Here is a 20,986-nt window from a genome sequence, read left to right as displayed (position 1 = left end):
AGACGCCTAAAAATTGCGCCGCGGCGGGGGTGTAACTCCGGTCGGGCTACGCCCTCCCTTCGTCACACCCCCGCCGCCGAGTCTCATCCTGATTGACGCTGAATCTCACCTTGTTTGTCGCCGCGCAGTCCCGACACCTCGCGGACGTGCCGGGTGATGCGCAGATCGTTCTGAACCAAAGTTACGCCGGACACGCTGCCGATCTCAGAGGCGTCGATCTAGGTGGCATCGGTGAGGCGGTCGCTGACAGCGTCCTGGATCTGGATGCCTCGGCGAACGAAGTCTCGCGGCCCGTTTCCTCGACTCCGGCCCCCCGCTTACCTTGGCGATGGCGTTTCCGGGAGCGAATATTTGTAATTGTCGCGTAGATCGACCTGCCGCTGGCGCAGATTGACCTCGCAGCGTCCGGATGCAATTCCAATCTTATGACTAGCAATAGCAACAGTCATCAAAACCTCCGCTCTCTTTCTTAACTGCCCAACGGGTTGCACAGCGAAACGTCGCGGCTCTGATTGTTCCGGTAACGGTCCGATAGTCCCCACCTGGAACAAATACGCGGTTGACCGGTTGGCCGTGGGTCAAAGCCTGAAGAACTCATTCGCCGGCGTGCCTATGAAATCTGGGCGAACGAGGGACGGCCGGAGGGTGATGTACCGACGAGAGAGCGCTCGCACGACCGAGCGGCGGAACAGACGGAACCAGAGGGCCGGACGGCCTATCAATGACCGTCATCGAGCGGAGTAGACCCATGCGAGTAGCTGACATTATGACCAAGGATGTGTGCGTTGCGAGCCCCGAGGATACCACCATCGCACTGGAAGGGGCCGAGAGCGGTATCGGCCTTCTTCCCGTTGGCGACAACGATCGGTTGGTTGGGATGATAACCTATCGGGCTTTCGCAGAGCGTTGTGTGGGTGACGGGCGTGACGATCGTGCGCGCGTGGCCGAGATCATGACGGCCGGCGTCAAATACTGCTTCGATGACCAGGAGGTGTCCGATGTTGCGCCCAACATGGGCGACGCGCAGAACCGGCACCTGCCGTTCGTTGACCGCAACAAGCGGCTTGTCGGCATCGTTTCGCTGGCTGACGCAGCGCGACGGGACCCTTCCCTTGCCGGGATAGGCTTGCGGAGCGTGACGAGCCCCGATGGGCTACATAACCGGACTCAGTAGCGATGGCCGGCGTCCGCGAACAGCGCCCCTCGTGGCGCCCTCCCGTTCTCTCTGCATCCGAGGAGCGTGTGTGGGCGAGAGAAGTCGCCCTTCACGCGCACGCGGGCCAATTAGACAAGGCTGGAGAACCCTATATCCGCCACTGCCAACGGGTGGCCGAGGCCGTTGACGGCGACAAAGCCAAGAGTGTTGCCTTTCTTCATGACGTTGTCGAAAAGGCGCCTGGCTGGACATCGGAGCGACTGCTTGATTCTGGCTTTTCCCCGGAGGTGGTGGCCGCCGTTGAAAGCCTGACGCACCGCACCGGGGAAACTAAGGATGCCTTAACGATCCGCGCTGCGTCAAACGCGCTTGCGGCTGTCGTAAAACGCGCCGACCTTTTGGACAATCTCTCCCAAGTGGAAAGGCAAGGCAAGGATGGGACGCAGTATAGGCGAAGACTGGTTCTGCTCGACGCTGCGGCAGCGTACGACGGTCATCGGGCGGAAAGTGAGTCCGCCGACCGAAAGATCGCCGCGTCATCAGCTCGGGGTGAGGCTGGCGAGATCCGCCGCGAAGCCGCCGATCGCGAACGACTTGCTTTGCTTTTGGGAATGGCAGCGGCCGCTTTGATCTATCTTGTTCTCCGGTTCTGAAAGATGGTCGTCAGCGGGGCGCAAGGCTCGATCACTCGAGGGGAACACCATTCATGCGATAGGCAAGTTCGTCGCGCGCACGGCTGAGCCTGCTCTTGATGGTGCCGATCGCACAATCGCACATATCAGCTGCCTCCTTGTAGCTGAGGCCGTATCCGGCAACGAGTACCAGTACTTCCCTGTGGTCGGGTGCTAGCCCCTCGAGGGCGGTACGCAACTCGCCATTCAACACGCACCAATCCTGCGGGGCCGGAATGGGAATTGGAAGGTCGGCGCAGTTGACGGCACCCGGCGCCTCGCGCTTACGCAGCTTGTACTGCGTGCGAAACGCGTTGTGCATGATTGTGAAAAGCCAGGATTTGAGATTTGTTCCAGGTTGAAAACCATCGATACCGCGCAACGCGCGAAACAGCGTTTCCTGCAGGAGATCGTCAGCCTCGAAGCTTGAACTGACAAAGGTTCGCGCAAATGCGCGCAAGGCCGGGATCAGATCGACCACCTGCGTCTCAAGCGGCCGCGTCTGATCGTCGAGAACTGGAATAGAAGGCATTGTAGCTGCCTTTCGGGGTTGCCGGATTTCAATGTTAGTCAATGCGTGGCCGACAATTAAGTTCCCTTGGGTTTTAAGGCAGCGCCGGCCGGGAACCAACGCCCCCTGCGCTTGTTTTTGTTTCGTGTCGTGGATGTGCCTGCACGAAGATCTTGAAGGCTGCTCGAACGGAAAGCGAGGTTCCCGATGGAAGCGCTTGAACTGCAACTGATGGCCCACCGCAAGATCCTGACCGCGCTTATGACGATCGCGGCAGGCGATCCGGATTACTGGCACAAATTGATGGAACACCTTCGCGATGACCTTGTCATCCAAGGCCACGAGGAAGATCCAGGTGTCGTGCCGGGAATGGCGTTCGCCTCCCAAAATGCTCTTAGCGAGGCGCTGAGGACCATTGTCAGCCGTGCCGAACTACGCGCCGGCGATCGGACTAGCTCGGAATAGCCAAGCTTCATTTCTTCAACCTGTTCGCGGTCGTCGGTCCCAGAGCAGTCTGATGCGCCGGCGACCACCAAGGAGGCATTCGGAATGATGGATTTGGAGGTTGACCGGCTTTGGAACGAGCCGGTGATACTGGATCGCGAGGGGCATTTGCTCCGGGTGCAAAGCACGCGGAGCTTATCTGTGTTGGAAAACCATTGGTCCCTGCACGAAGGGCCGGCATATGCGTTGGCTATTGCCACCTGCTAGACGGGCTTTCTAGTGTCCAGGATGCCGGACGCAGCGCGTCGTCGATGCAGCTGCATCACTAACCTTAAGATTGTAGATCGATGTGGCTCCAAGGCGTTTAACTGCCAGATGGACAGCTTGTTCCAGCCGACATCTGCGCAGTCGCGGAGCCTCGCATCCTTTGAGCGTTTGTTGGAACGCACGGCGCCGTAAAAAGCGCGATTGTCGAAGCTGGCCGGCAGGTTACCGCCGATTGTGAATCCGCGCGAGAAAATCACGGATAAGCAGCGCTACCTGATCGAGGTGGGTCTCTAGGAGCCAATGCCCGCCATAGATGAAATGAAGTTCGGCGTCCGGCAAGTCGCGGAGATATGCTCGGGCAGATTTCTCCGGCATGTAGTGGTCGTTGTGTCCCCAGACGATGAGGGCAGGGGGCTTATGGTCCGCCAAATATCCGCGGTGTTGCGGAAACCATGACCGGTTCTCCTTCAAACCTGCGATCAGGTTGACGGCGATTTCCTTCCGCTTTGGTGTCATGAGGGACCAATGCAGTTTCCATAGGTCGGGAGGAATGGCCTCTGCGAGACTAGGCTCCAGGTCGTTCAGGAACTCTTCCCGGAAAATCTCCTCGGTCACCGCCTCGGCCAATGCGCGTTTCATTTCCGGCAACGGAAGCGCCCAGGTCTTTTCAATGTCTGCATATTTGGGGCCCAAGGCATCTTCATAGGGGATGTCGCCGTTCTGAATGATGAGCCCGACGACGGATGCCGGCCGTAGAATGGCCATGCGAATTCCGATCGGCGATCCGAAATCATGCAGATACAGAACGAAGCGATCGATCTTAAGTGCGTCGATGAAGCTGCTCAGAAATGCTGCGTATCCGTCGAAGCTGTAGTCGAAATCCTCCGGCGTCCCGCTGTAGCCCGCACCGGGGAAATCCGGAGCGATCAGGTGCCAGCGGTCGGAAAGCCGTGGCATTAGATTGCGAAACTCGTAGGATGAACACGGATATCCGTGTGGTAGCAAGACAACCGGAGCATCTTGTCGTCCAGCTTCCCGATAGAAGACCTCAATGCCGGCAACCATGATCCGCCGATGCCGTACCAGCGTGTCCATAGCTAATCCTCCACACGATGAGCTGACTGCTTTCGAAGGGCATCGACCGATCACCAACAAGCGCAGCCGCTCGTGACCGGGAGATAACTGGTACCATCGCCGGTTGTTCCCTTTCGGGGAACCGGCGAGCGAATATGCTTGATACCCGAAGGTTGCCGCAAGGGCGACAGCGCATTCAATTTCAATATCTTGCGCATATATCTTGAAGCGACAGATGATCCGTGCCCTAATGTTGCTGACGCCGGCGCGCCTTCCCAGTCTCGATGATCGGCTATGCCGGCCGTCTTCGCGCTCCGGTTATGCCGTCGAAGCCGAAGCACGACGCAATGCCAGATACTCCCAAATGGCAACGCCAAAGAGGGTCGCTGTCGCCAGAAACTGGAGATGATAATTGGCGGCAAGCGCAGAAAGCACTCCTGCAAGGGCAAGGATCGCGAACCCGACAATGTGCGAAATCGGGAACTGGTGCGCCGCGGCCAACTTTATCCAGATGTTGCCAGCCAAAAAAAGCGCCGGGCCTCCGAGTATCGCCAGAGCGGTTTGCATCGTGCTTTCATCTTTGGCATGGGACAGGCTGAAGTCCTCTCCGACTGCCGTCAGGATGACGCCAGAAACGATTGGCAGATGGCCGTATGTGAAGAGATTGAGCGCCAATGTCTCGGGTTTCGACGTAGCCTCCGCTTTGTTGGCGGCTTTTTCCTGGCCGTGATGGAAGTAGATCCACCACATGAAACCGGTGCTTAAAAACGCGCTGCAGAAGACAGCGAAGGTCATGTCGTCCGCCATGTGCTCTGCGGCGGAGCGGCCGGTCGTCAGGATCGTTTCACCGAGGCAGATGATTACGAACAGCGCACAACGTTCTGCCATATGCTTGCCAGAAACGTCCAACGTCTCGGGCGCTGATTTCCCCAGGCCAGGAAGATAGTACCGCAGGGCCGGAGCCAGATATTCGACGAGAAGAGCGGTACTCCAAAATGCAATTCGCGGAGTCGTCTCCATTTGAGAACCCACAAGCCAGAAGGCGCTTGCAAGGACTAGCCAGAGGGTAATCCGCAGGAACGTCAGGAAAGAGGCCGCATCGACGCGATGATAGGCGTAGAGCATGAAAAAGGAACGCCCTATCTGAATGGCGCAGTAGATCACCGCAAATGCAAATCCATGGTCTCCAAACGCGTCCGGCAAGGCGATAGCCAGCAGGATACCCCCAAACATCAGGAGAAAGAGCATCAGCCGTACTGGATCTTGCTCGGTATCGAGAAGGTTTGTAACCCAGGTCGAGTGAATCCAGATCCACCAGATCGCAAGAATGAGCAGCGCCGCCTCGACAAGGGCTGTGGGGCCGAAGTCGCTAGCAAGTGTCTTTGCGAGCTGGACCAAAGCGAACACAAAAACGAGATCGAAGAACAGTTCGGGAAAGCTTGCTCTGGTCTGGTCGGCGTCGGCCTTCCTTATCCATTGCTTTCCAGTTGCCGCCCCCTTGGCCTCTGTCGGTTCTGCCGCTCGATGTCGCGACGCTGGGTGCATTATTGTTCCTCCGCCCGAGATGGAGAAAGAGGTAGAGCGGGACGGAGTTCCAGCAATATCCCACTCGATGAGGAGAAGGCCTCTGAAGGGATTGGAGAGGAGCACGATTGCTTACAACTATTCCCCCTTTTCGAAGGGGCCGCTCGCTTGCAAAGCGGGGCGTTGATGATGCCCACTTCGACAGAAACCGCCCCTCGAGAGCCGTCCACACACTCCATTTCATGCGGGATCCGAACTAGAAGGCGCAAAGCGGTACTCTGGGTTGTCTAAGCGCTGAGCAGGGTCAACGATCTTCACGCGCCCACATTACAGTCACCGCGATACAACGCATATGCACGGAAGGCCTCGGTCTGCAGGTTAGAGCGCGTTGGATACAACCTGAGTTGCTACCGATATCAACACAGCCGCCAACGCGACCACGGTCCCAAGTCGCAAAGCCTTCATCCAACGTACCCGCGTGCCGTTCCAATCATAGCCCATTTTGCTCCCCTGTCGGGATCATGCCGCTTGGGAATGGTCGTCTCTTTTCCTGTCGAGGACGTAAAACGTTTGCGTCCTCGTGGAAACTAGCCAAAGGATCCCCAGGCGAGGCCTGTCGCTATGATGGGAGCGCCAGGCCTCTGGCCGTCTCCTCCCCGTCCGAAGACGACTGGTGCTCGCTATCACACCGCTTGCCGGAACTCTATTTGCCCATCCGGGCTAAACCCTGTGGCTAATGAGGATATCGCGATGAAATCCCTTGAGTGCAGATGAGTAGCTTGACAGGCATTAACCTGTGGGCTGAGAAATCGGCTCATCTGAATTGGTGCTTGATCGGGAAGTGGCCGCTACTGGTATGGGAGGCGGGAAGGGCGCGTTTTGCCACGTTCAGCTGCGCCGGGGAAGTGTTTGGGGCAGGATATTTCGCAGGAACAATAGCCTTTATGCGACTTTCGAAATACGGAGCCACAGCGCTCTGGGTTGTGGTCCGTCTCGCCGCTGGTCAAATAGCGATCACGTCAGGGACGTCCCCGTTCTGGCTTCGGCAAAACGATGCAAAATCCTTGAGGAATTTCTCCCCCGCCGGACGATGAGCGGGGTCCATGAGCTTTTCCATGATTGCGTCTGGCGTCTCCTTCATAACGGGAAGCCGGAAGAAAATCGTCTCGGAGAAATTTGAGCTTAATGTCAAAAGGACGGTGCGCAGCGCTGCGAGCATGTCGTCGCCTCGGTGCGAAGCGTGGATGAGGGCTATCGGTTTTGCGATTACGGCCTCCCCCGAGACAAGCCAGTCGATGGCGTTCTTGAGGCCTCCGGGAATGGTGCGAACATACTCGGGGCTGGAGATGATTAGCCCATCACTTGCCGAAATTTTCTCGACGAAGCGGATGACGCTTTCTGGGGCGTTTGCGCCCTCCAGATCGGGAGAAAAGATCGGCAGCTCACCAATATTATCAAAGACTTCAATGGTGATATCGGCTGGAGCGAGGAATTGGAAAGCCCTCAACAAGGCCGAATTGGTGGAAAGCCGACGCGTACTTCCTGAAATTCCTAGGATCCTCATTCCTCAAGGATAGTGAAAATTCCGCAGCCAGCAAGCCATCGTGGACGCGGCGCCGCTTTCAAAAGCACATTGTCAACGGTGAGGAAGGTAAAACGAGGGAACAACGGGCGGCCTTTCCTCGTTGAGAAAAACCGGGCGTAGGAGGACCAAACAATGAGTGACGAGCCGCGCGAACGCGATATTTTGTCGTTGAGTGACGACCCGCTGCCAAAGGCCGAGTTTGTTCTCAAGACACCACGCCTGGCGACGCAAAGAGAGCAGCTTGATGTGTTGCGGGCCGACGTGGCCCGGCTTGGCGAGCGCCTCATCGCCATAGCGGAGGGGACTTCCAGACTGGCGGCGCTCGAGGCGACCGTTGTTTTAGAAACGGTAGAAAGCGGTATCAGACGTCATCTCACGCCGGTTCTGATCACCGCGGGTGTTGCCGGTTATATCTGGAGCGCGTTCTTGAGGCGACGATAACTGTGCCCACCTGCTTTCTGCGACGGTGCAGCGCACTCGAAAAGACGTGGCTGAAAAAAGACGATCCCCAAGGAGGGAGCCATCTTACACACGATCCGGAGAGATCCTGGATCGCTTGCGGGTGCATCAATAGAACCGCTCGATCATAGGAATTTTCCCATGCCTGCGCGGCCGTTTCGCTGAAAGCCGTTTTTCAGCCTTGGATGTTCGAGCGCCGTGCCCTTCACTCTCATCTCCAAAAACAGAACGCGATTGCCTTGTCGCAATCGTGGCCATGCCCTAGTTCTTGAAGCGATTTTAGTCTGGGGCCTGCCTCGGCCACGTGCCACAGAACGGGTCGTATTTTATGATTAGGCGGAAAATGCATGCGCGGAAGTGAACGCGTTGAATTGAGGAATAGGACGCGGGATGCACATCAGCGGGTAGACGCCGCGGTCGGCGAGCTCAGCACTATCGAGGACTATCGCCGGTACGTAGCGCGCGTGTTGCCGTTTCGTGCGACAATGGACGAAGCGCTGAGGAACGTCTCTTGGCCTGAAGGCTGGAATTGGCGACCATCAGGGGTTGCAGAGCTGCTTGCTCAGGACGCGTGCGATCTCGGCTTGGCACCGGCGCGCCGCATTCGGACTGATTTCGATTTTTCCGACCCAAGCGCGCTGCTCGGTGCCCTCTACGTGGTGGAAGGGTCGTCTCTCGGTGCGCGGGTCTTGCGTCAGAGGGCGTTGAAGCTTGGTTTCGATGAAACCTTCGGCGCGAAGCACCTTGTTTCGATGGCGAACGACACGACCCGATGGCCGTCCTTCCTGTCGCTCCTCGAACGAACCCGCGATTTTGACGTCGTTCGGTCTGCCGTCACGGCGAACGCCGTGTTTGCTCTCGCCCAAACTTGCTTTGAAAGTACATATCTTGTCGCCAGTTGAACCCGTCACCCTCGAGACTTGCGACAGGGAGCCCATTCATATCCCCGGGAGCATCCAACCGCACGGTTGTCTTCTGGCGTGCAATGTCGGGTTCACGACGATCGAACGCATATCGGCAAACGCTGCGAAGATGCTCGCCTGGGAGGGCAGCCTCCTTGGGCGGCCTCTTGTCGACGTGCTCGGCCCAAAGTTGTTGCATGATCTGCGCAATGCGCTTGCGGCCGCGGGAGCGGCCTCACGACCGGCCCTTTTGCTCGATGTCGCTTTTGGCGACCGCGTGTTCGACATTGCCGTCCACCTTCACAAGTCGGCCGTCATCATTGAGTTCGAGCCGGCGCCGTCGATCGGTCAGCCCTTGCATATCGCGCGCGAGATGATTGGCCGTATCAAGGACATCACCGACGTCGACCGTCTCGTGCAGCGCGCGTGCCGGATCGTTGCCGGTACCATCGGCTATGACCGCGTGATGATCTACCGCTTTGAGCAGGACGGATCAGGCAAGGTCGTCAGCGAAGCGAAACGCGCCGATCTTGAGAGTTTTCTGGGCCAGTATTTTCCAGCAAGCGATATCCCCCAGCAGGCCCGCGCACTTTATCTCAAGAACACCATTCGCGTCATTTCGGACGCGAGCGGTGCGCGCGTCCCGGTCGAGCCGGTTCTGGACGGATCCGGCGAACCATTGGACCTCAGTTTCGCGCACTTGCGCAGCGTTTCGCCCATCCATTGCGAATACTTGCGCAACATGGGCGTCGCCGCGTCGATGTCGATTTCGGTTGTTCTGGACGGCCAGCTCTGGGGGTTGATCGCCTGCCACCATTATTCGCCGCGCGCCCTGCCGATGGCTCAACGCGTTGCGCTTGAAGTGTTCGGCGAATTTTTCTCGCTGCACCTGAAATCTCTGAAGGAACGTCGCCGGGTTGCGGCCGTCGCCGGCACACGCGAAGCGCTCGACCGTTTTCTCATTTTGTCCTCCCATCACGAGGATGTGGGTGAGCTGTTGCGCCAAAGCCTGCGTGAATTCTCGCAGTTGCTGGCAAACGACGGCATCGGCGTCATGGTCGATGGCAAATGGGCGGGGATCGGCACCGCTCCGCCGGACGAAGAAAGAGCCGCTCTTCTGGACTTCATCCGCACTGTCAGCGAAGGGCGCGTTTGGGCGACACATGCCCTGTCACAGAAGTTCCCGGAGGCATCGGCCTACAGCGAGCGGCTTTCGGGCGTTCTCGCCATTCCCCTTTCGCAAACCGGCTCGGATTGCCTGGTGTTTTTTCGCAAAGAACTGGTCCAGACCCTCAACTGGGCCGGCAATCCTGAAAAGACCTATGAGGCAGGTCCACTCGGCGACCGTCTCACACCACGCAAGAGCTTTGCGATCTGGAAGGAGACAGTCCAGGCGCAGGCGCAGCCCTGGTCGGAGGCCGAGCGGGAAATCGCCGAGATCGTCCGGGTCGCGATCGTCGAGGTGGTGCTGCGACACAACGAGCTGATGGCGGGCGAGCGCCGCAAGTCCGAGGTTCGGCAGCGGATGCTGAACCAGGAGCTTAGCCACCGCGTCAAGAACATCCTCGCCGTCATCAAATCTCTGGTGACAAGCCCCCAACAGCACAAGAAATCGCTCGAAGAATATGTTTCGACGCTGCAGGGTCGCATCGAGGCGCTCGCAATCGCGCATGACCAGGTCGTGCGCGGAGATGGCGGCGGGATCCTGGCGGATCTCCTGGAGGCCGAACTCCAGCCTTACCGGACAAATCTGTCGACAATTACGCTCGAAGGTCCTGCCGTCTGGCTCGACAGCCGCGCTTTTTCGGTAATGGCGCTGGTGTTTCACGAGCTCGCGACCAACGCCGCCAAATACGGAGCGCTTTCGGTGACGGCTGGCGAAGTAGAGGTGCGCTGGACGATGACCGGCTCCGATTGCGACGTCTCCTGGCGCGAGCGAAACGGTCCACTCGTCACTCTGCCGTTACGCAGGGGATTCGGTAGTGCCCTCATCGAGCGCAGCGTCCCCTACGATCTTCATGGGCGCAGCTCCGTCCGCTTCGAACCATCGGGGCTTGAGGCAGAGTTCAGCATCCCCTCCCCACACGTCAAACTCACCGCGTTAGGTCCGACAATGGAAACATATACGGTCGGTACCGCCGCTCCCGAACAAAGCGGCCTTGGCCGTGCAAACCCCAGGGTTCTGATCGTTGAGGATCAGATGCTCATAGCGCTTGATCTCGAAGCGATGCTGTCGGACGAAGGGTTCTCGGAGGTTTCGACGGCGAGCTCCGTGCAGCAGGCCATGGCACATATCGAGAGGACTGCTCCGGAACTGGCGATTCTCGATATCAATCTCGGGCAGACCAATTCGTTCGGGATCGCCGGCGAACTCATGCGCAGAGGCACTCCATTCGTTTTTGCTACAGGCTATGGCGAGGGAGCAGAACTGCCGCCGGACCTTATCGGCGTGCCGATCGTGCGCAAACCCTACAGCAGAAATGCCATCGTCGGAGCGCTTTCACTGCTGTGGGACGAGACCCTGTCCAGAGACGCGCAAAGGGCAGTGACAGGAACGACGAAGGGAAAGACCGAAATCGATGTCTGACATCAAGTCGCTGTCTCGCGAGCAACTCGAAGACGAGATCCTGAGGCTGAGGGCCCTGTCGCAGGGAGGCGCCGCGCTGAAGGTCCATAACGCCAGCGACGACGACGCGCGAGAGGCACGCTATCGAGCCCTTTTCGAGGCGATCGACGATGGTTTCTGCATTATTGGCTTCATCGACGGACCACATGGTCCGCTCAGCGATTACGTACACCTTGAAGCAAATTCCGGCTATGGCCGGCATACAGGCATCTCGGACATCGTCGGCAAACGGCTTCGGGAGATTGAACCCGGCAACGCGGATGTCTGGTTGGACGTCTATGGCAGCGTGTTGCGCACCGGCAAACCAGTGCGCTTCGAGCAGGAGTTCAAATCAGTCGCCAGGCATATCGAAGTTTCGGCCACCCGCATCGAGCCGGCAGGCCTGCGCCAGGTGGCGGTCCTATTTCGCGACGTAACCGAGAGGAAGAAGGCCGAAGCGGCGCTACGCGAGAGCGAAAGCCACGCGCGCGATAACATACAGCGTGTGCAAATGGCGATGGCCGCAGGGGCGATCATCGGCACGTGGCTGTGGGACGTGCCTACCGATCGCTTTACGGTCGACGAAGCTTTTGCGACCGCGTTTGGGTTCGATCCGCAGCAAGGGCGCTCAGGCCTGAGCCTTGCCGATATCGTCGGCGCCGTTCATCCCGACGATCAGGAACGAGTGACGGCCTCGGTCCGAGAGGCCCTGGCAAAAGGCGGAGCCTATGCCCACCAATACAGGACGCGTCGCGAGGACGGGAGGTATCGCTGGCTCGAGGCGAACGGTCGCGTGGAATGCAGCAGTGACGGTGTTGCGCTTAAATTTCCGGGTGTCCTGATCGATATCGAGGAGCGGCGCGCGGTCGAAGCCGAACGTGACCATGCCCTTGCGGCCCTCCGCACGCTCAACGAAACGCTAGAGCAACGGGTAGAGGAACGCACCGCAGCCCTTGTCCAGGCGGAAGACGCCCTGCGGCAGGCGCAGAAGATGGAGGCTGTCGGGCAACTAACCGGGGGCCTGGCGCACGACTTCAACAACATCCTCGCCGGCATCAGCGGCAGCCTTGATCTGATGAAAACTCGGCTCGCCCAGGGCCGTGTGGGTGAGATCGACCGTTATATGACGGGAGCACAAGGGGCGGTGAAGCGGGCTGCGGGCCTAACTCAGCGCCTCCTTGCCTTTTCCCGCAGGCAGACGCTCGATCCGAAGCCGTCGGACATCAATCGCATCGTCGCGGGTATGCAAGATCTGATCAGCCGAAGCGTCGGTCCTGGGGTGGCGGTCGAGACTGTCGGAGCAGGAGGGCTGTGGACGGCCTTCGTCGATGTTGGCCAGCTCGAGAACGCTCTGCTCAATCTTTGCATCAACGCTCGCGACGCGATGCCGGATGGTGGACGCTTGACGATCGAGACCGGCAATCGGTGGCTCGACGAACGCGCTGCGGCCCAACGTGGATTGCCGCCGGGGCAATATGTCTCCTTGTGCGTCAGCGACACCGGTACGGGCATGTCGCCGGATGTGGTCGCCCGCGCCTTTGATCCGTTTTTCACGACGAAGCCGATCGGACAGGGGACGGGGCTTGGCCTTTCCATGGTCTACGGTTTTGCCGGCCAATCCGGTGGTGCCGTGCGCATATACTCCGAAGTGGGCAAGGGCACGATGATCTGCATTTATTTGCCCCGCCACGCGGCCGAAGATCATAGCTCCGACATACCAGCCGACGCGGGGCCCGCGCCTGCAGCGACCGGAGTTCACACCATCCTAGTCGTGGACGACGAACCCCTGGTCAGGATGGTCGCGGTCGAAATTCTCGAAGAGCTGGGCTACGAAGTGCTGGAGGCGAGCGACGGCCCTTCCGCCCTTAAAATGCTTGATGCACGCCCCACAATCGATCTTCTGGTTACCGACGTCGGGCTGCCGAACGGCATGAACGGACGGCAGCTTGCGGATGCGGTGCGCGTCCAGCGTCCCGGTCTTAACGTACTCTTCGTCACAGGGTATGCGGAGAACGCAGTACTCAACCACGGGCACCTCGACCATGGCATGGAAGTGGTCACCAAACCCTTCACAGCTGACGTGCTGGCGCGGCGGGTCGAAAGCTTGATCCGCCAATGACAACTGGGTCTGGCGCGCCAGGCTTGCTGCATTTCGCCGATGGACAGCCAACTGCGCTCAGCTGACGGGACCACCGGGCAATCTGCAAGTCCGCGCTCTTTTCAGGAGTTTCGAAGTGCTCGATAACCCTCGTTCTGGTCAAGCTACGCCCTTGGTCTGAATTTCCGTCCGACCAAAGCCCGTAAGGGGAACAAAAAATCAACCTCCGCATTTAGCTGTCGGCGACGACGGTCGTCGCGGCAAGGCGTTTTCGTTGGAAATTCAATCGCTTTCGATTTCGCGCTGATACCAAAAGGCATTCCCAGTGACGGGCAGAGGAGCAAAACCATGAAAGCGATCGGATCGCTGGCATTTGGCATCGCATTGTCCGTTTGCGCCAGCGCCGCGGCTGCGTCCGTCGCCTCACTCGTGCTGGCCAAGCCCACCGAACCTCCTCTGCTGAAGTCGGCTTCGGCTCCAGATCTTTGGACCGCAACACCGGTCCGGATCGACCGGAGCCAGCAGAACTACCAGCGTTTGCCGCCCGTCTATTCCACTTACGTCACGAACCCGGTTTCGGCGAAGCGAACATCGGGGCGTCTGGCACTCACCGCTCCAACCTTGGTGACCTCCCATACCGGCCTCTCGACAGCCCACCGCGATTGGTGCTCAAGCCGCTACCGGTCCTATAACCCCGAAACCAACGCGTACCGCTCATACGGTGGACAAATACGAACGTGCCAGTCGCCTTACGCGGTCATGTACCCGATCCACAAAGACCGGACGGCGCAAATCGATCGGCGGTTCGTGGGCTACGCGACGGCCGAATCGCGTACCGTCTCGTGTACCGTCCGCTATCAGTCGTATCGAGCCGATGACAACACCTACCAGCCCTACAACGGCCCTCGAAGGCACTGCCTTTATCCATCCCAAGATGCGCGCCTCGAAGCGAGCAACAGCGTGCGGCCCGTGTCGGGGCGATGAGCAGCCCGCAAGTCAACTGCGGCACGAACATTCTTCGGCGGCACCGGCCTCTCCCGGGCGTGCGTTGCGACGGCTGAGGCATTCAAGGGATCGCGATCCCGATGGATAGCGAGAGTAAAGCGGAAGAATGAGCGTTCGTCCGGCTATCCAACCTCTACCGGAACATGGAGATGCAAAGAGTTGGAGAAAATCACGCGAAAGCGCAAATTGCGGTCCAATCGGCCACTGTGGTCCAACACGCGTCATATCAAGGTTGTCGCGCAAAGTCGCATCTCCGTTGACAAAGTCGATGTGTTGATCGTCGGCGCCGGCATCGGAGGGGCGCTGATGGCGTTGTCCCTTGCCAAGCGAGACATGAAAATTCTCGTCGTCGACCGACGCGGCCCGGTACAAGGCAGCACTTTGGCGAGCACTGCGATGATCCAGCACGAGATCGATGTGCCGCTCCACCAGCTCACCTCGATGATTGGAAAGGACAAGGCGCGGCGCGCATGGCAACGCTCCGCAAGAGCAGTGGAAACACTGATTACGCTCGTCGATAATCTTGGAATCGACTGTGGCTTTGAACGAAAGAAGTCTCTTTATCTGTCCGGCAATGCCCATGGTGCCCGAGCGCTTCGCCTGGAGACTGACGCACGTCAGAGCGCTGGCATTTCAGCAAGGTTTCTCAAGTCTGCTTGCTTGCGCGAAGAGTTCGGTCTCAATCGGACTGCGGCAATCGAGTCCGATATTTCTGCAGCCGCAAATCCGGCGCAATTGACAGCCGGCTTGTGGCGCAAAGCCCAGAGGGACGGTGTTTCGCTCATAGGCGACACGGAGATTACCGACGTACGCAGCGTTGAAGGATGGAACGCCGCTGCGACCTCGACAGGCGAAATCATACTGGCCAAGCACGTTGTGTTTTGCACGGGCTACGAGTTTCTCGACGTCGTGGCCCACCAAGGCCATCGGATGGTATCCACCTGGGCGCTTGCGACTAAGCCGCACCATCCACGGCCTGACTGGCTTAAGAACTATGTTCTTTGGGAGGCATCCGATCCATACCTCTATTTTCGCTCGACCAAGGATGGTCGCCTGATTGTTGGAGGGGAGGACGAAGAAAGCGCCACCGCATTTGCGGATCCTATCAAGCTTAGAGCCAAATCCCAGATCTTGCGCGCAAAGCTGTCGGCGCTCCTGGAAATACCAATCGGCGAACCGGATTATCTTTGGGCCGCGCCTTTTGGCATTACCTCTGACGGATTGCCGCTTATCGGAAACGTTCCGGGGCTGGAGAATGTCTATGCTGTGATGGGTTATGGGGGCAATGGCATTACCTACAGCCAGATCGCTGCGGAGGTCGTGTCGTCAGAGATTTTGGGCTACCGCGACCCAGATAGCGAATTGTTTGCCTTTCGCTGAGCTTTGAAGCCAGGCAGCAAGCAGAAAGGCCGCCGGAACGGCGGCCTTTGAAGATAAAGAGTGGAGGTAGCTTTGGATCAATGGAAACGCTGGTTTGAATACCAGTCGTCGATATCTTTCCTCGCCTGATCCTTGGCATATCCATAACGCTCCTGGATCTTGCCTTCGAGTTGCTCGCGTTTACCGTTGATCTGGTCGAGGTCATCGTCGGTGAGTTTGCCCCACTGCTCCTTGACCTTACCCTTAATCTGCTTCCAGTTGCCTTCAACACGGTTCCAATCCATTTTGGGGACGCTCCATTGCTATTTCAGGTACATTTCTTGAACGAGTGAGCTACGCACTTGTTCCGTTATTTGTTGAGACGAATGATGGTGCTGTTTGTCGGGCCCGGCTCTATGAACCTCGAGACAGTTTAGCCGACTGCAGGCCCTGCCTCGTTGGTTTAGGCAATGCTTATCCGTTGCCAGCGGCATTATGCCGGTATGCCGGCAACGGATGAATTTAGGACCCGAGAAGACGCCTTGGGGACATCAGCGCCTGTAGCGCCGCCGCTCCTGTTCAACCTCATCGGGAGTATAGGGAGCGAGCGTCGGATCAAAGCGCCGCCAGCCCTGCTCGGAATAAGAAGCTCGACGCTGCACCGGGTCGACCCAGCTACCGCGGCGTAGGATCGCTTCGGCATCCGCCTGGAGCGCGTCGTCGACCCGTGCCGTGACGACCGCGCCACCGCGCCGTACGCCTTCCGCATAGACATGGGCATGTTCTTCCGGAACGCCCGAATCCGTCATCGCTCCGATAATCCCGCCGGCGGCACCACCTGCTACCGCGCCGGCGGCAGCACCCGCCGCGGTCGCGGCAAGCCAACCGGCTGCGACCACCGGACCGACACCCGGGATGGCCATGACCCCAAGGCCAGTCAAAAGGCCGCCAATGCCACCGACCGCAGCGCCGACACCGGCGCCTGTCCCAGCGCCTTCAGCCGCGTTGCTTTCGTTTGCAGTGCCGTACCGATCCCCAACATTGTTGGAAACGATGCTGATGTCGTCCGACGGCACGCCGCGATCTTCAAGGGCTGACACAGCGGCGCGGGCGTCCGAATAGTCGTCAAAAAGTCCACTAACGGTTTTCATGGGGATTTCCTCGTTCTGGAGTTAGTTGGCAACAATGTTGCCCTGGTAGTCGAGCGCGACCTGCATGGATTTGCCGTCCTTCGAGGCAGTTGCGCGCCAGACGCCCTTGTCGTCGAGCTTTAGACCGGTCACATCGGTGTAGCCGGCGTCAGTAAGGCGATCCTTGGCCTGTTCTTCAGTGAAACTGTTGGCGCCGGCGACGGGCGCTGTTGGATTGGTGGTGTCTGGTGTTGCCACGGCAGGCGTATCACCATCTGCTGTAGCGGGAGGTGTGGCGGTCTGCGCGAGCGCGCCCAAACTCGATCCGCCGAGGAAGACCGCGGCGAGCAGGATATTTTTCATGATTTTGTTCCTCGTTTCGATCCTCGAGATGCGGGCATCCGGAGGAAAAATTTGAGATCATAAGAGCCACATCTCCGTTCGTTTCGACCCGGTGAGCAGCATGATGGATTATATGCAGCAGACTGAGGGAACACTGCGCTTCAGCATCAATGCTCCCTTCAGACGGACTCTACATGGCGTCCATGCCCTTGATGGCATTGTCGAGATGCGACGTGCATTTCTCCATGTCGTTCGCCATCATGGCATCTCTCGCCATGGTGAGTTCCTTGGTGGACTCGATCTTTTTTGCGCCGTCGGAGATTTGCGCGACTTGCTGTTCGGCCTTAGCGATTGAAGCTTCATCGCAAACGACCTTTTGCTGTGCCAGAGCGGGGCTGGCAAATGCCGCGATGAGGGCGAAAGTAGCAATCCGTTTCAGCATTTGTATGTTCTCCATTGGGCCGATACGACACCGGCGTTCACCGCGATTGAACGGCAAAACGGGTCGTTCTGTTCCGTTGATAGCGGGCCGAAAAGCGAAGTTTTTTCAAGGAACATCCAAGCGTTTGGTGCGTTAGGAGCGCGTGCAACTGTGGGTCTAGATGTGCGCTTTTTATGGGCTTTTGGCCGCCTTGAGAGTGAACAGCGAGCGCGGGTGCCGGTGCATAGGACGGAGGGCTTTGCGCGCTAGTCTTGTGGGTGGTCGTCAGGGGCGAAGATGCTCCCCGTCTCATCGCCATCCCAGTAGGTGACTTTCGACGCGTGAACCTTGATCATTAAAAGACCGGGGGTGTCCACGCCTTGGGGAAACCATCTTTCAAGCTCGCTCATCCAATGCTCGGCAAACGTCTGCTTGTCACCCACGAGCGAAGCATTCCCTTGGATTGCAATGAAAATACCGGGTTTGCCGAGAAGGCTCGGACGAGCGGTGTAAGTCAGGGTTACCTTCGGATCTGCCTTGATCTCGGTGATTTTTTGTGACTGCTCAAAGCAAAAGAACCAGGTGTCCCCCCTATAGTCCACGTCGCCATTGTTGCTCATTGGTCGACTGGAGATGGTTCCGTCTGCCTTCTTTGTCGAAAGCATGCCGAAGTCGATATTCTTCAGTTCGTTGGAGATGTCGTTGAGCGTCAAAGTCATCGTGCACTCCCGTTGGCGTTCAGGTCCTAACCGCGAGAGCACAAACAGGTTCCTTGACACCGCCCTGGCGCACGTCGTCGGTCACGGTTCGCTGAAACCGGTCGCGGAAACACGGGAGCGACCTGCAGGATCGTTGCGAAAGATCAGTCCACCCCGCGCCTTCGATCGCGCAGGCACGTAGTCAAGCGTGATCTCCGCGGTCTCTATGACATTATCGTTGTCGGTGATTTCGCCACGTACGACGACGGCGGCCGCCGTTCGGTCGGCTGCATTGTTAACATCGAACATGACCAGATATCCGCCAGCACTCCCCGCGCTGCTGACGATCGTCACCGAGAGGTCCGGAGGCCCATCGGCCTGGGTTGCAGCCTGATAGCTGATCCAGCCAATAAGCGCCGTGATCAGGATGGTGGAAACCGCACCGGTCGTCCATTCGATCCAATGCGCTCGACGATTTTCAACGGAGCCTGGTTTCGGGGTCTTTGCCATCACGTTACCTACAGAATGAGGCGCGCTGCGGCTGCGCCGATTGCGCTCGGGAAGGCGAGGACAGCCGTGGCGACAATCGCTTGTGTTGGATCGAGGCCGTCCAGCCGATGAAACGTCCATAGGCAATAGAGGCTGATCGCGAATGCGATGACGTAACCCGGCGTTGTGAAGCGGATAAGGGCATGCCAGCCAGGTGTGTTCTCATCGAGTTCATGGCCGCCTATGAAAGACAGGGCGTAGACGAAGCCATGCATCAGCAGGATCGACGCCAAGATTGCGGCAATGGCGTGCCACAGCGACATCTTAAAGGATATCAGGATCATTTCTTCGGTTGGGGCGACGTTGAGACCGAGAAACAGAGCCCCAACGACCATCATAAAAAGTTCGCCACCGTAACCATCGCCCCGCGTCTCGCCGATCGGATCCTTCTCGTCCTCGCCGCTTTCGGTTCGTGTCCCCAGTTCGCTGCGGCCGAGCAAGGCGCCAATGCTGGCTGGGACCGCCTGAATGGCGATCATTCCAAGCACTTCCGGCAGGGCCTGGCCAATTTTTAGGACGCCAATCATGAAAAGAACAAAGACACTCGCCGCGATACCCAGGCAGTATGCAATGCTTGCGTCTCGCAGCGCTTCGCGCCACGTCGATACATTTTCAAAGCCGATCCGACGCGCAAGGAGGACAAGCAGCGGAATGTTGACCACAAGCAAAATAAGCAGCCGGTCGCGGTCGATGTAGAGGCCGAGTTCCCACATTTCCATCGTGAGGAACATAGGCAGCGCAAAAAGCAACGCGCCGGCGAAGCCGCGTGCGAGGCCCTTCGCGAAGCGGCCCTGGTCAAAATCGGCCCGCGTCCCGCCCTTGGTCATCTTTCCCTCTCAAGGTTGCTGTCGGCCTCGCAAGGACGCGGCAGCATTTCTCTGACAGAGGTAACGTCGAGAGACAGCGCAAGTTCCTGATGTCCAGCCGGCCGGTCCAGCCCCTCAATGTCGGCGTTTCCTTGCTTGCATCGATCAAGTGCACATCGAACCCGTTCAGCCGTCCGCACTCCGGTGATCGCGACCGGCGCGTAGCGCTCATGCTTTCGTTGCTCAGGGCATTGGAACAATAACAACGTCCACGTCTTTCCACGGGGTTGGTAGCCCTTGGGAAAGGGAATGTTCGTGAAGTTGGAGCAGTAAGCTATGCCCTTGGGTTCTTTCGACAAGGCGGGGAGTGAAGATATCTTGCGAGCGAGGCTTGCGGCCATTGTGGAGTCGTCCTTCGACGCCATCGTCAGCAAGGATCTCGATGGTACCGTGCGAACCTGGAACGGCGCAGCCGAACGCATGTTCGGCTACTCAGCCGAGGAGATGGTCGGGCGATCAATCCTGACGATCATACCCACTCATCTTCACGACGAAGAGCGAGATCTGCTGCAGCGCCTGCGCAAAGGTGAAAGGATTGAACCGTTCGAAACCGTCAGGCAGCGCAAGGACGGCAGCTTTGTAACCGTTTCGCTGACGATCTCCCCGATCCGCAACTCCAAGGGCCGCATCATCGGAGCATCCAAGGTTGCGCGCGACATCACATCCGCAAAGGACCGTGAAAGGCGAATTCGCCTGCTGCTGCGGGAGGTCAACCACCGGGTCAAGAACCACTATGCCATCATTCTTTCGATGATCCGGCAGAGCAGGAGCGAAGAAACGGAACCTGCGGTTTTCCAGAAGGACCTTGAAAACCGCATATGGGCCCTTTCGGCATCCCACGACCTGATTGCGTCGGCAGATTGGCAAGCAACAGATCTAAGAGGCCTGGTCGAAAAGCAGATCGCAGCGTTTCATGCTGAAGCGTTCTGTCAGATTTCTGGCCCGGGCATCGCGCTTGCCCCAGCTGCAATCGAAAATCTTGGGATGGCGATCCACGAGTTAGCCCTTCATTCGTCAAAGGGCGGCGTATTGCGGTCGCGTGCCGGCACGATTTCAATTACCTGGGCGCTGGCCACTTCCCCGGCAGGCCTTGCCTTTTCGATGTCTTGGGATGAGCACCCTGGCCCTGAAGGTCGCGACTATCAGTTGCCGCGCTCGGGTTTTGGCGCGGTCGTGCTAAAGAGGACAGTGCCGCAGGCCCTAAACGCCAAGGTGGAATCCGCCCACGGAGACGGATTTGCCCGGTGGCGGTTGGTCGGGCCCGCGGACCGCTTCCTGGAGTGGCCGCGCTTCTCTCTGTGAAATCACTGCAGTGACCAC

At 58.5% G+C, this 20,986-nt stretch carries 20 protein-coding genes and 1 pseudogene; 10 read left to right on the top strand and 11 right to left on the bottom strand.

Going from position 1 to position 20,986, the window contains the following annotated elements; all coding sequences use genetic code 11:
• Positions 1–592: 592 nt before the first annotated feature.
• From IB262_RS36750 to IB262_RS36745, 3 genes and pseudogenes are all read left to right on the top strand, one after another.
• Positions 593–725 (top strand): annotated as a pseudogene (locus IB262_RS36750) (DUF2934 domain-containing protein); the annotation flags it as partial.
• A 23-nt stretch (positions 726–748) separates the two neighbouring features.
• Positions 749–1,174, top strand: a complete 426-nt coding sequence (locus IB262_RS29515) for a CBS domain-containing protein (RefSeq protein ID WP_060609849.1) — start codon at positions 749–751, stop codon at positions 1,172–1,174.
• 2 nt (positions 1,175–1,176) lie between these two features.
• A complete protein-coding gene (locus IB262_RS36745) occupies positions 1,177–1,809 on the top strand; it encodes an HD domain-containing protein (protein ID WP_192494065.1) in 633 nt (210 codons plus the stop codon).
• Positions 1,810–1,840: 31 nt separating this feature from the next.
• Here IB262_RS36745 and IB262_RS36080 read toward each other — a convergent pair whose 3' ends face one another.
• From IB262_RS36080 to IB262_RS29490, 4 genes are all read right to left on the bottom strand, one after another.
• Positions 1,841–2,680: a sigma-70 family RNA polymerase sigma factor gene (locus tag IB262_RS36080; protein ID WP_234824498.1), complete on the bottom strand. Its 840-nt coding sequence runs from the start codon at positions 2,678–2,680 to the stop codon at positions 1,841–1,843.
• A 591-nt stretch (positions 2,681–3,271) separates the two neighbouring features.
• Positions 3,272–4,144 (bottom strand): alpha/beta hydrolase, encoded by an 873-nt coding sequence (locus tag IB262_RS29500; protein ID WP_112772206.1) that lies wholly within the window; start codon positions 4,142–4,144, stop codon positions 3,272–3,274.
• Positions 4,145–4,441: 297 nt separating this feature from the next.
• On the bottom strand, positions 4,442–5,668 hold the full coding sequence (locus IB262_RS29495) for a low temperature requirement protein A (RefSeq protein ID WP_083523794.1): 1,227 nt from the start codon (positions 5,666–5,668) through the stop codon (positions 4,442–4,444).
• Positions 5,669–6,650: 982 nt separating this feature from the next.
• Entirely contained in the window at positions 6,651–7,211 is a 561-nt protein-coding gene (locus tag IB262_RS29490; RefSeq protein WP_113135570.1) for an NAD(P)H-dependent oxidoreductase, read from the bottom strand.
• Positions 7,212–7,364: 153 nt separating this feature from the next.
• Between IB262_RS29490 and IB262_RS29485 the strand changes: the two genes are divergently transcribed.
• The 6 genes from IB262_RS29485 to IB262_RS29465 all read left to right on the top strand — a co-directional run bounded on the left by IB262_RS29485 (position 7,365) and on the right by IB262_RS29465 (position 15,681).
• The gene (locus IB262_RS29485) at positions 7,365–7,673 is read left to right on the top strand and encodes a hypothetical protein (RefSeq protein WP_090299791.1); all 309 of its coding nucleotides are present in this window, start codon (positions 7,365–7,367) and stop codon (positions 7,671–7,673) included.
• Between the two features lie 365 nt (positions 7,674–8,038).
• Positions 8,039–8,593, top strand: a complete 555-nt coding sequence (locus IB262_RS36075; RefSeq protein WP_234852905.1) for a biliverdin-producing heme oxygenase — start codon at positions 8,039–8,041, stop codon at positions 8,591–8,593.
• Positions 8,580–11,180, top strand: a complete 2,601-nt coding sequence (locus IB262_RS29480; protein ID WP_234824499.1) for an HWE histidine kinase domain-containing protein — start codon at positions 8,580–8,582, stop codon at positions 11,178–11,180. The genes IB262_RS36075 and IB262_RS29480 overlap by 14 nt, the downstream gene beginning before the upstream one ends.
• On the top strand, positions 11,173–13,317 hold the full coding sequence (locus IB262_RS29475) for a response regulator (protein ID WP_082566423.1): 2,145 nt from the start codon (positions 11,173–11,175) through the stop codon (positions 13,315–13,317). Before IB262_RS29480 ends, IB262_RS29475 begins: the two co-directional genes overlap by 8 nt.
• Positions 13,318–13,644: 327 nt before the next feature.
• Complete coding sequence (locus IB262_RS29470; RefSeq protein ID WP_113554079.1) at positions 13,645–14,280, top strand: BA14K family protein; 636 nt, start codon at positions 13,645–13,647, stop codon at positions 14,278–14,280.
• 180 nt (positions 14,281–14,460) lie between these two features.
• Complete coding sequence (locus IB262_RS29465) at positions 14,461–15,681, top strand: FAD-binding oxidoreductase (RefSeq protein ID WP_127890973.1); 1,221 nt, start codon at positions 14,461–14,463, stop codon at positions 15,679–15,681.
• A gap of 77 nt (positions 15,682–15,758) precedes the next feature.
• On the opposite strand, the gene IB262_RS29460 is transcribed toward IB262_RS29465, so the two are convergent.
• From IB262_RS29460 to IB262_RS29430, 7 genes are all read right to left on the bottom strand, one after another.
• Positions 15,759–15,965 (bottom strand): CsbD family protein, encoded by a 207-nt coding sequence (locus IB262_RS29460; protein WP_034803410.1) that lies wholly within the window; start codon positions 15,963–15,965, stop codon positions 15,759–15,761.
• Between the two features lie 246 nt (positions 15,966–16,211).
• Positions 16,212–16,811 (bottom strand): general stress protein, encoded by a 600-nt coding sequence (locus IB262_RS29455; protein ID WP_060530547.1) that lies wholly within the window; start codon positions 16,809–16,811, stop codon positions 16,212–16,214.
• Between the two features lie 21 nt (positions 16,812–16,832).
• Positions 16,833–17,153 (bottom strand): PepSY domain-containing protein, encoded by a 321-nt coding sequence (locus tag IB262_RS29450; RefSeq protein WP_090299797.1) that lies wholly within the window; start codon positions 17,151–17,153, stop codon positions 16,833–16,835.
• A 169-nt stretch (positions 17,154–17,322) separates the two neighbouring features.
• Positions 17,323–17,574 carry a hypothetical protein gene (locus IB262_RS29445; RefSeq protein ID WP_034794901.1) on the bottom strand — a complete coding sequence of 84 codons (252 nt, stop codon included), beginning with the start codon at positions 17,572–17,574 and terminating at the stop codon, positions 17,323–17,325.
• A 245-nt stretch (positions 17,575–17,819) separates the two neighbouring features.
• Complete coding sequence (locus IB262_RS29440) at positions 17,820–18,272, bottom strand: pyridoxamine 5'-phosphate oxidase family protein (protein WP_060608047.1); 453 nt, start codon at positions 18,270–18,272, stop codon at positions 17,820–17,822.
• Positions 18,273–18,353: 81 nt separating this feature from the next.
• The gene (locus IB262_RS29435) at positions 18,354–18,761 is read right to left on the bottom strand and encodes a TIGR02588 family protein (protein WP_034794896.1); all 408 of its coding nucleotides are present in this window, start codon (positions 18,759–18,761) and stop codon (positions 18,354–18,356) included.
• Positions 18,762–18,769: 8 nt separating this feature from the next.
• Positions 18,770–19,627: a TIGR02587 family membrane protein gene (locus IB262_RS29430; RefSeq protein WP_192494063.1), complete on the bottom strand. Its 858-nt coding sequence runs from the start codon at positions 19,625–19,627 to the stop codon at positions 18,770–18,772.
• Positions 19,628–19,942: 315 nt separating this feature from the next.
• On the opposite strand from IB262_RS29430, the gene IB262_RS29425 reads away from it, so the two are divergent.
• Positions 19,943–20,968 carry a PAS domain S-box protein gene (locus IB262_RS29425; RefSeq protein WP_082573053.1) on the top strand — a complete coding sequence of 342 codons (1,026 nt, stop codon included), beginning with the start codon at positions 19,943–19,945 and terminating at the stop codon, positions 20,966–20,968.
• The last annotated feature ends 18 nt before the right edge of the window (positions 20,969–20,986 follow it).

Source organism: Ensifer sp. ENS02 (genome assembly GCF_014851885.1).
GTDB lineage: Bacteria > Pseudomonadota > Alphaproteobacteria > Rhizobiales > Rhizobiaceae > Ensifer > Ensifer adhaerens.
Note: the sequence above shows the minus strand (reverse complement) of the source record. Positions and strands in the feature narration are given on the sequence as shown.